This is a genomic window from Oceanospirillum sp., assembly GCF_982874595.1.
On sequence record NZ_CEYNZH010000080.1, the window covers coordinates 1 to 10,115 of the forward strand.

8 protein-coding genes are annotated in these 10,115 nt (G+C 52.4%); 7 read left to right on the forward strand and 1 reads right to left on the reverse strand.

Annotated features, from left to right (window positions below):
• Positions 1-308: 308 nt before the first annotated feature.
• Genes AC4GL5_RS17800 through AC4GL5_RS17820 form a run of 5 tightly spaced genes read left to right on the forward strand, consistent with a single transcriptional unit; the run spans position 309 to position 7,470 of the window.
• On the forward strand, positions 309-3,269 hold the full coding sequence (locus AC4GL5_RS17800) for a phage tail tape measure protein (protein ID WP_490384149.1): 2,961 nt from the start codon (positions 309-311) through the stop codon (positions 3,267-3,269).
• Positions 3,270-3,284: 15 nt separating this feature from the next.
• Positions 3,285-3,794, forward strand: a complete 510-nt coding sequence (locus AC4GL5_RS17805; protein WP_490384150.1) for a hypothetical protein — start codon at positions 3,285-3,287, stop codon at positions 3,792-3,794.
• Between the two features lie 2 nt (positions 3,795-3,796).
• Complete coding sequence (locus AC4GL5_RS17810) at positions 3,797-5,386, forward strand: hypothetical protein (protein ID WP_490384151.1); 1,590 nt, start codon at positions 3,797-3,799, stop codon at positions 5,384-5,386.
• Positions 5,383-5,718, forward strand: coding sequence for a hypothetical protein (locus AC4GL5_RS17815; protein ID WP_490384152.1), 336 nt, complete (start codon positions 5,383-5,385; stop codon positions 5,716-5,718). Before AC4GL5_RS17810 ends, AC4GL5_RS17815 begins: the two co-directional genes overlap by 4 nt.
• Before the next feature lie 18 nt (positions 5,719-5,736).
• Positions 5,737-7,470 carry a hypothetical protein gene (locus AC4GL5_RS17820; RefSeq protein WP_490384153.1) on the forward strand — a complete coding sequence of 578 codons (1,734 nt, stop codon included), beginning with the start codon at positions 5,737-5,739 and terminating at the stop codon, positions 7,468-7,470.
• Between the two features lie 153 nt (positions 7,471-7,623).
• Here the strand turns inward: AC4GL5_RS17820 and AC4GL5_RS17825 are convergent, their stop codons facing one another.
• Positions 7,624-7,791, reverse strand: a complete 168-nt coding sequence (locus AC4GL5_RS17825) for a hypothetical protein (RefSeq protein WP_490384154.1) — start codon at positions 7,789-7,791, stop codon at positions 7,624-7,626.
• A 206-nt stretch (positions 7,792-7,997) separates the two neighbouring features.
• Here AC4GL5_RS17825 and AC4GL5_RS17830 point away from each other — a divergent pair, with 206 nt between their 5' ends.
• Both AC4GL5_RS17830 and AC4GL5_RS17835 read left to right on the forward strand, forming a co-directional pair.
• Positions 7,998-9,470 (forward strand): GIY-YIG nuclease family protein, encoded by a 1,473-nt coding sequence (locus AC4GL5_RS17830; RefSeq protein WP_490384155.1) that lies wholly within the window; start codon positions 7,998-8,000, stop codon positions 9,468-9,470.
• An 85-nt stretch (positions 9,471-9,555) separates the two neighbouring features.
• Positions 9,556-10,092, forward strand: a complete 537-nt coding sequence (locus tag AC4GL5_RS17835; protein WP_490384156.1) for a hypothetical protein — start codon at positions 9,556-9,558, stop codon at positions 10,090-10,092.
• The last annotated feature ends 23 nt before the right edge of the window (positions 10,093-10,115 follow it).

The window sequence follows — 10,115 nt, forward strand, 5'->3', positions numbered from 1 at the left end:
CTCAGGCCATGGCAGCCGGATAAATAAAGTGTCCAACTTTATGGGGTCACTTCAACGGTCTGGATCAGCTGAGTGATTCGGTTAAGCAATATGGCGATAACGTCAGCAACTTAAAGCAAGCGGTTAAGCTGGAGCAGCAGCTGGCTAAGCTGGAAGAGCGGTCACAGTCTGCAGCGGATTCGGTTGAAAAGCTCAGCGCCAGTTATGAGCATTCGGCAGCGGAACTGGCGCTGGCTGATGATGCGGTTAAGCGGCTGAACAGCCGTCTGGCTGATGCTCAGAAAGAGCAAAAGCGGCTGCAGGATGAGATGGGCAAAAGCGGCCCGACCGATAAGCTGCTATCGGCCTACCGACAGGCTACCAGTCAGGTCGACCTGTATGAAGAAACCCTGAGCCGTGCCCGGTTAGAGCAGGGACAGTGGGCACGGACGGTGCAACAGGCCGGTACGCGATTGGATCGCGCTAAAGCCTCCCAGCAGAAGTACGCGGGGCAGCTGGAGGATACGGGCAAGCGGCTGTCTGACCTGAAGCGATCGGCAGGTCTGGCGGATCAGGGTGTTGAGCAGCTGGAGCGCGGGCTTGAGTCGGCTAATGCGGATCTGCAGCGAGCAAAGAATGACCTGAAAGCCGCTAAGGCAGAGGCCAAAGGCGCAGGTCGTGCGATGTCTCAGGCGGGGGCTGAGGCAGAGAGTGCCGGGTCCCGATTTTCGCGATTCGGTACCGGATTGGTTTCGACGCTGGGCAAGGCGTCGGCACTGGTTGTCGGTATTGGTACCGGTATCGCGGGTTGGCAGATCACCCAGAAGTTTAAAGCTGCCGTGCAAAGCGGTATCAGCTTTGAGCAGCAGATGCTGAATGTCGCTGCTGCGGGTCAGGCAACAGAAACTGAATTAGCTAAGCTGACCGCTGCCGCTGAAAAGATGGGGGCGAATACCAAATACAGCGCCACGGAAGCCGGTGCTGCGCTGGAGACGCTGGTTCGCGCGGGTTACGACACGGCAGAGGCGATTGCGCTTTTACCGGCGGTGATGCAAACCGCGACCGCTGCAAAAAGTGATCTGGCGACTGCTGCAGGCTTGGTATCGGATCAGCTTTCGATCTTTAACCGGGATGCCAGCCGGGCGACCGAAACCACCGATGTGCTCAGCAAGGGCGCGGCCTTAGCCAACACCTCGATCCTGCAGATCGCTGAGGCGATGAAAACCGCCGGCGGTCAGGCGATGTCCTATGGCTACGATCTGGAAACCACCACGGCCTATATCGATATTCTGGCCAAACGCGCTATCCGGGGCGGTGAAGCGGGTACCGCGCTAAGGAATATTCTCGGTCAGTTGGGTGATCCGTCCAGCAAAGCCCGTGAAGAGCTGGGAAAGCTGGGTATTACCAGTAACAACTTGACCGATGTGATCGCTGGGTTAGAGCAGGCCGGTGCCGGTGGCGAAGCTGCGATTCAGGCCTTTGGGCTTGAGGCGGGGCCTGCGTTGCGGGCGCTGATCTCAGGCGGTGCGGCTGAGGTGGAGCGTTTAACCGCAGCGCTTAGAGATAGTTCTGGCAGTACCGAAGAAGCCGCAAAGCGCATGGGGGATTCGACTCAGGGTGCGATTAAATCTCTGATGTCTTCTTTGGATGCTGCGGGCCGCAAACTGGCTCAGCCGATGTTGGGCGTGATCAGTAGCGAGGCCAAACTGCTGGCTCAGGATCTTAGGGCGCTGGCGTCCGGTGATGATCTGGATCAGCTGGGCAGCAAGATTGCCGAGATCACCCAAAAGATCACCAGTAGCTTTCGTGGCTGGTTCAACGATATTGATTACAGCACGGTAACCGCGGCTTTGGATGCAGTGTCCCGTGGTGTGGACAACGTCATCGCAGGGCTGAAGGGTGGCGCAGCCTTTGTTAAAGAGTGGAGTAGCGAGCTGATCTTATTGGGTCAGGCGTTGGTGGGGCTCAAGCTGGCTCAGATGGCATCTGGCCTTGCCAGTATAGTGACCGGTTTTTTGGGGCTGGGGCGGTCCGCCGCAGAGGCGGGAGCAAGTGCTGGTCGTGCTGGTGGCCGTTTTAAGTGGCTGCTGTCCATGATTCGGCTGATTCCTGCGTCTATTCCTATCACGATCGCTATGATTGGTGGTGAGGCGCTGGGTTGGGCGTTAGCAAAGGTTAAAGAGCTGATGACCTTTGGTGAGTCTGGCTCTGCCGTTGCCGAGCGCTCTCAGGCGCGCATGAAGGCTACCGCGATGGAATATGCCAAGACCGCACAGGCCATGATGGAAGCCAATGCTCGTTTTGCCGATTTTGAGCAGTTTTCTTCGGAGCGGATCGCAGAAATGACATCTCAGGAGTTGGCATCTTACAAAGAGCGCCTAGCTGGTGCCGAACGCTATTACCGCGCCAAAGCCCTGCAGAACAAAGCGCTGGAGCAGCTGGGGCTGCAGGATCAGTTTGATACCGATGCGCAGGGTGTTGCTGATGCACTGGATGAGATCGCAAGGGCGAACAAAGCGATCACACAAACCCAGTCCGGGGCGAGTCATGCGGTTCAGTCCATGGGTTATATCGCAGAAGACACCAAAGGGCGGATTCTGGGAATGGGGTCATCTTTTGATGAACTGCTACAGCGGTTTCCTCATGCTCAGGTCAAAGCGATTCAGGCCGGTGTCGGTTTTGGTGTGATGGCCAAAGATGCCAAAGGCGCAGCCGGTGCGCTGGATCAGCAGGCGAAAGCGGCCAAGGATGCGACCGAGGCGAATGCTGCACTGGTTAAATCTACCGGTGGCGATCGCCAATCCCGTCAGTCTCAGATCGAGACAAAAATTGCCTTCAAAGCCCAGATCGACAAGGGCAAAACTCTGGATGACTTCCGGCTGTTAGAGCAGCAGCTTTCCGATGCCTTGGGTGAGCAAACTATCTCTCTTTCAGCCTACCAAGAGTTAAACCCAAAGATTCAGCAGCAGCTGGCTGCGCTGCGTCAGGAAGCCAGTGGGCTTAAAAAAGATCTGGCGGATGGTCTGGGCTCGGCAAAAGTTGATGTCGAGATCGAAAAGCCGGATGTGGAGCCTGTAACCGTGCCTGTGCAGGCAGATACGGCTGCTGTTAGCCAAAAGCTGCAAGCCATGAGTGCGGATTACTCGGCCTACATGATTGCTGCTGAGAATACCGTTCATGCTAACCGCATGGCGAAGCTTCAGGAGTATCAGGCAACGCTGAACAGGCTGAGTGCAGCGGGTGCGGATGAGCTGGCACGTGAGGCGCTGAAAAAAGGCCGTCGTTTGTAATGTAAGGAATTCCCTATGAGTTTGATTATTGGCGGTGTCACCGTGCCTTATCGGGCGGGTCACAGTATGCGTCAGGCATTCAGTCGATTGCCCGGTGGTACTTCAACACTCCGGATGGCTGATGGCAGTGGTGTAAAGCAGCAGGCATGGCGCAAACAGAAAACACAGATCAATGGTATGGGCTGGGTGCCGAATGCGCTGCAGTCGCTGGATTACAGTCAGCCACTGCAGCTGCATTGTATTGCGCCCCTGACGGTTTCAGGTCCGGCTCCGGTGATTGAATTACCTGCATCTCGTCGATCCGATGCGGGTTATGAGCCAAAGGCGTTGGCCTGGGTGGGTGGTGAAGCGGTGGAAGTTGAGCTGGAGATTTCGGGCAATACAGCAACCGCTACCACGGTAGCGGAAGCCGAATTTTATCAGGTGAGTTACTGGCCGGTGATGATGGTGTTTGCTGAGTTTGAAGAAAACACAGACACCGCGACTGGCGTGATCAGCTGGCAGTTAGCATGTGAGGAGGTTTAGCGATGCAGTGGCGGCTAATCATTACGCTGGGCGGTGTCGATAAATCCTCTCAGCTGACCGGTGAAGTGGTGGTGGATGGTGAAGAAGGTTCAGCCGTGATCGCTGAATTTAAGTTGCTGCCGTCCCCTGGGCCGGTCAATGCGGATCGATGGATTGGTGCTGCGGTCCTGATCGATGCGGTTGTTGATGGCGGTACGCCTGAGCGTATTTTTACCGGCCATGTCGATGTGCCTCAATACGATATGGAATCCGGGCTGATGACCTTTCGTTGCACCGATGGGTTGCAGAAACGGTTAGAGGCGATGCCCCGGTCTGAGATTGACAAGATAGCGGGGGCGAAATGGTCGCCTTACGTGTTTGATGATAGTGCCGACGGCTGGCAGTACGCACAGGATCGGGCCAGTGTGGATTATTTATCCATTGAGGCTGACCGGTTTGGTGTGATTGATGAGCGCTATCTGCATCATCAAGCCGTACACCGGGAATACACGGACAGTGATTATCTGGCGGGGTCTCTGTCGGTTGATCTGCCCAGCCACCGGGACCTGATCAACCGTGTCGAACTCACTATTGAATGCCGCTATACCCTGTTTCAAACCGTGACCGGCAGTGCGGGTTGGTCATGGCGTTATAAGCCCGGTGATGCACCCGGCTGGCCGGTGCCGTCGCCTTCTGCCGCCCAATCAGCCGGACACCTGCAATCGTTCAGCTATGAGGAGTTTCCTGTGTCAGGTCTTTATGAGATCGGCTCGTGGAGCCCTGCCAGCGCGGTCGATATTCAGTCGGGGCACTATGTGCTCTGGAATAATGAGCGGCCTGCCGAGACCTGTTTTAGCTTTTCATCCGGTGTGGCTAAGCGTGCCCCGGTCGAAGTGACATTGCGATGTCACCAGGTTATCCATTTTATCGACAGCACTTCCCGCTATGGCGTTAACCAAAAAGATGAGGTCTTTGCGCTGGATCTGACTGCAGAGCCACCGGCAGGTTGGGAGCAGTTTCAGTCCGATGTTGAAATGCCGGAGTCGTTTGATGCAGTGGATTGGTTAAGACCCGATATGCCGGTGTCGTTTGATCCCGCCGTATTTGAAGAGGTTGCCGCAATGGTCGCCCAAATACACCTGGTTGATGTTCTTAAGCGGCATCGTGCCCGCGTGCGGTTTGCCGTGCCCTTTGATGCGGTTATTGATCGTAGCTTGGGTGTCCGGCTGGATAGTACGTTGGTGACCGCATCGGGGAAAATGTTTCGGTTTGTGCATCGGTTGAATACAGAAACCGGACGGGCTATTACAGAGCTGACGTTAGCCCCTCAGATCTGCGGTTCCGCTCCGGGTGAATATCTTTTTGGTGTTTATGGTGAGTTACCGGAGGAGCTGCCCGCTAAGCCCGATTCTTATGAGGTATCGGTATCATTTGAAAGCCGCAGCCCCTCCGATTCCGGGGGTGTCGGTTTTCAGGTGGATGTTGCCGCGCCTGATTTTTCACCGGTGGTGTACGACTATCCGGAGCTTGAGCATTCTGAGAGCGGTTTTTTCGAGGCCCGTATTAATGCGCGGGCCGGTGAGCTGGTCTTGCATGGGAGATCAGGGTCATGAAATCCGATATTAACAAGCTGGAGCGTTCTGTCCGGCCCAATCTGAAGCGCTTTGCCCCGTCGAAGCCGGTGTCATCTCTGCCCCAGAGTCATTTTGTCCATGTAGAAGATCCCCGTGGGTCGTCTTCTGGTGGCGGTGGAGGCGGTGTCGCTTCACCGTTGGCAGAACTCGCGCGTGAGTATCATCCGGCAGAGGTTTATACCAGCCCGGATGGCTTGTTTCAGTTCTCGGTTAAGCGCATAAAAACACTGCGCTTTCAGGACGCGGCGCAGTCTGAGGTTATGTTTCATCTCAACTTATCCCGACAGGGAGATCAGTTGACAGCGGAATAGGTGGCAGTAGGTAGTAACATGACGATTGCGATTGATTTGAACGGTGATCCGGCTTTTGATCTGGATATTCAGGCGCGGAGCACGCTGCATGGGTGTGTTGAATGGAAGCCGTCTACCAATGAGTATCGGGTGGTTAAAACTGACGGTACAAAAGTGGCGATCTCAGGTACTCAGACCCGGCCTAAAAACCGCTGCCTGAGCAATATCGGGTTGGATGATCCGCAGTCGCCTGCGGCTAATAGCCCACAATGTTTGTGGGATAACGCAGCATTTGAGCCCGCCATTGAGCGAATTGCCCCACCATCATTCACGGGTAACGCTGTGGCAAGCTGGCGACTGTTTGATGATGCCGATCGCTGCTGGTGGGTTGTGGTTGAAGCGGTTTCGGATCAGCTGGTGGTCTGGTTGCATCGGCCAGCGACGATCTTTTTGCAGGCTATGCAGCCGTTGCAGGAGAACTGCCGGGAGCTGCATCGGTTTTACCTGCCGGAGCACTTGGTGGGTGAGCGGGTGCATGTGGCAACGTCACCCCGTGGTAATCAAGCCATTCTGCAGGTGATTACGGATAAGGCCGATCTGCCATTAGACAGCGCCGCCGGAGCCGCGCCTGAGCGCTATACCCTGCCGTGGGCGCAGTTTGTGCGGGTGTTGGATGTTACCGGCACGGGCAGCTGGCCAGAGTTGCCAGGCGATCCGGACTGGGGCGTAGGTATAGAGTCTGACGCCAGTCTCTATGTTAGCCCCTACAGTGCCGGGACGGGGACACTCTCGACCCATCGTAAGCGGTGCTATTTTGGTTGGGAGCTGGTCTCTAAGGCTCTTAAAGATTCAGGTCATGCTTCCGGTTCCGGAGAGGGGGATACCTATGACTGGTGGGCTTATAGTGCGACTTATCAGGCGGCTGTTTTAGAGCGGGACCTTGCTTCTAATACAGCCACCGATTATCACGTTGAGCTAGCAATCAGTGAGGTGGTCTCGGCTCCTGTTGTCTTGATGTTTGATGATCAGGGGCAGGTTGTTGAGGTTTCAGCGCATATTGAGATCAATGAAAGCCATACATCTGAAACCCACGGGGTGAAGACGGGGGGTATATTTGAGTGGGACCCGGGTGGTGGTCGCTCGTCGGATTCTTCAGGGCCTGAAGAATATAGCCGAACCGATGTGATGGATAGAGCCGGGGCGTTTTCAGTCATCGTAAAAGTGGATGGTATGACCAAGCTTGATGTTCAGCATGATATTAATGGTCGAGCCACACGGCAGCAGACTGATCAGGATGCTGGTTTCTGGTCGGCCCCTGGGGCAGTGGGCGTGTATAGAGTTAACGATCGTGAATACAACGCTGATGGAGCTGATCGAATTGTCAGCAATCGGATGATTTGGTTTAACGTTCAGTTTGATGCGGCAAGCCTGGTGATTGTTTTTGGTGAATCCTCAATCACGGACCCAACGCGAAATATTAACTTCTACCGAGTGATTGGTGTTGATGGCGAATATCGCTCTGGCTACTGGCTGGAGAGTACGGCTCCTGATGACAGGGTTTATCTGAATCATGATAGTGCCGGACGTCGTTTTGATGAGCCGCTACCCGCGCAATATAATGGTGTTGATGCCGGTGATGGTAGCGACAAGCGGGATATAAGCCATTACATTTGCCATTATGTGATGGGTCGCGGGCAAGACGGCTATATCCAGCGTGGCCTGGTTCATCAGTGGGAAGATTTCGACGCGTGGATGGTGTTGGGGTATTGCTGATTGGCCTGACCGACTGAGCCGAAGGTTTTCAGCATGAGTGCCTAAAAGTACTGAGCGGCCACAAAGCCTGTCGCAATCCCCAGCAGACAAGCAATGGCTGCACTCAGATACAGTTTTTTAGCATTAAAAAACCAGTACTTCTTATTCATTCACTTAACCGCTATAAACTTTGATTAAAATGGCTGTCAGCACAGCGGATACCGCAAAAACACACAGTAGCGTTTTGGCAACCTCAAGCTTAGCCTGAGAGATAATCGTGTCCGTTTCTTCCTGGTACGCGGCAATTTTGGCTTCTGCCTCTTCCTTCCTTAAAGCTGGCATGGGTATTCCCTCTATCCTGAGAAAAAAACATCCTAGTGCACAAAGTAACATCGGCCAAGGGTACCGGTTTTTCAACTTTAAAATTAAGCGCACGGTTAAAAAAATGGTTGTTGGGGGCTTTCTAAATCAGTTGTCCTGCATTCGGTGTTAAATCATTATGCATGCCTTACAATCATCCTCTAAATAAATATCTTAAGGATACGATTGTGGATGGACTCCTGCTTTTAACCGTTATCGGCTTTCTCGTTAGCTTCGCTTTAGGTTTGTTCTTCGCGAATAAAAAACGTAAAGACATAATTTTTGATGCCGAGCGCAAAGGGGAGGAAATCGTCGCGGATGCTGAGTCTCAGTCAAGTGTACTGATTAAGTCTGCAAGATTTGAGTCCAAGGCATTAGTAAACTCTTCGAAAAAACATTCTCAATCGTTGTTAGCTGCCTCAAAGCGAGAGGCTCAATCGGTGTTAGCCTCATCAAAACGAGAAGCTAAAGAGCTAATCGATAATGCTAATTCAGCCGTTCTGAATTGTGAGCGTAGGCAAGAAAAGCTCAACGCTGCGAACTTAGAACTCAGATCACGCCTTCAAAAATCAAGAGAATTTCTGGAAGAGATCACTGATCGATGCTCCCGCATTGCTGCTGACGTTGAGATCCTGAATGAGGATGATTTATCAACCAGCAAAACTTATCAGGAGGATCGTAAGCGAGTTCAAAAGCGCCTCAAGGAATTGGCTGTTAATGCAATCGATGGGGTTCGGGGTAGTAATGCCGATATCAATATCGGCAACTTTGTCGCCATCTCTGCCAAGTCTGATATGGCTGGGGCTTTATTGCTCACGACTGTAGATATGCTTTGTTCAAAAGTGACTGCTAATAATGGGCATCTGGCTATTGAGAAACTTACCGAGTCCATTGTTGCTGCAGAGGCCTTGGTTAAGTGTCTGGATAGCCGCAGTGTCGTGAATCAGGAGTTCCGTGATTTACTGGTTAAAAGACTGGAAATTGAGATCAATTATAAGAAGGCCCGCCAGCTGGCCAAAGAGCAACAGGCAGAACTGAGAGCGCAGGAATGGGAAGAGAAAAAAGCACGGCAGGAAGCAGAGAAAGCACAGAAAGCGGCAGAGAAAGAAGAGCAAATTAAGCAGGACGCTATTGCAGAGCTTGAGCGAAAGATGGCGGAAGAAGGTGAGGCAGAAAGGGCGGCGCATCAGCTGGAGCTGGACAAACTGAAAGCTGAACTCGAAGAGGCTCATCAGCGCTTGGAGAGAGCCAGAAGTCGAGCGCAGGATACCAAGCAAGGCCACGTTTATGTGATTTCCAATATCGGTAGCTTTGGTGAGGATGTGCTCAAGATCGGTATGACCCGCCGTTTGGAACCAATGGATCGTGTTAAAGAGCTGGGGGATGCCAGTGTACCGTTTACCTTTGATGTTCACGCCTTGATTGAATCTGATGATGCACCAGCCTTGGAAACCATGCTGCATCAGGTCTTTGACGACCGCAGGGTAAACCGGGTTAATCGTCGGAAAGAGTATTTTAAAGTTCAGCTTGATGAGATCGAGCAGCAGCTTGAGAAGCTGGGTGTAGAGGCTTTGATCAATAAAGTTGCAAGCGCCGATGAATATTATCAATCGATAAAGTTAGAAAAGACCGTAGAGCCAGATGAGTTGGCTCCTGCATAATTGCATGTTTAACCGATATGCAGATCTGCATAACGGATCTGCGTATCATTTTTAAAGATGGGTTAATGGTGAAAGGGATGTTGAAGTGACTAAAAAATGGCAGAGCAGGATTCTGAGTGGCGCAGCTAAGACAGTACTGATTTTTCTGATAATTGTTGCTATAGCCGCCATTGCTTTTGGTGTTTATTCCATCACTCAATATATTCAGACATTTGGCCATTTATTCCCAGCTATGTATGGGCCTGTGCCTGTCGATACATCGGAAGGAGTGGTTATTGTTAAACAGGCGGAATCCATTTCCGATCTTCGCGGTCAGTTCGGGACACTTGGTGATGTTATGGGTGGGCTGCTTAATCCTATCCTAACTTTTATTAGTATTTTATTGTTGTTGTGGACAATCAGACAAACCCAGAAAGCCAATGCCCTGTCAGATGAAATGCTAGATCAAGCCAGAGAGCAATTAAGAATTAGTGCTGATGAGCTACAGTTAACAAGAGTTGAGTTATCAGGTGCAAAGGGGGCACAGCAAGAAATATCGATGACACAAAAGATCCAACAATTTGAAAGCACATTTTTTGTTCTTTTAGACCGCTTAGCGGCCAATTCTGAGTGCAACACCTAATCCAATATAGGATAAGGTATTGT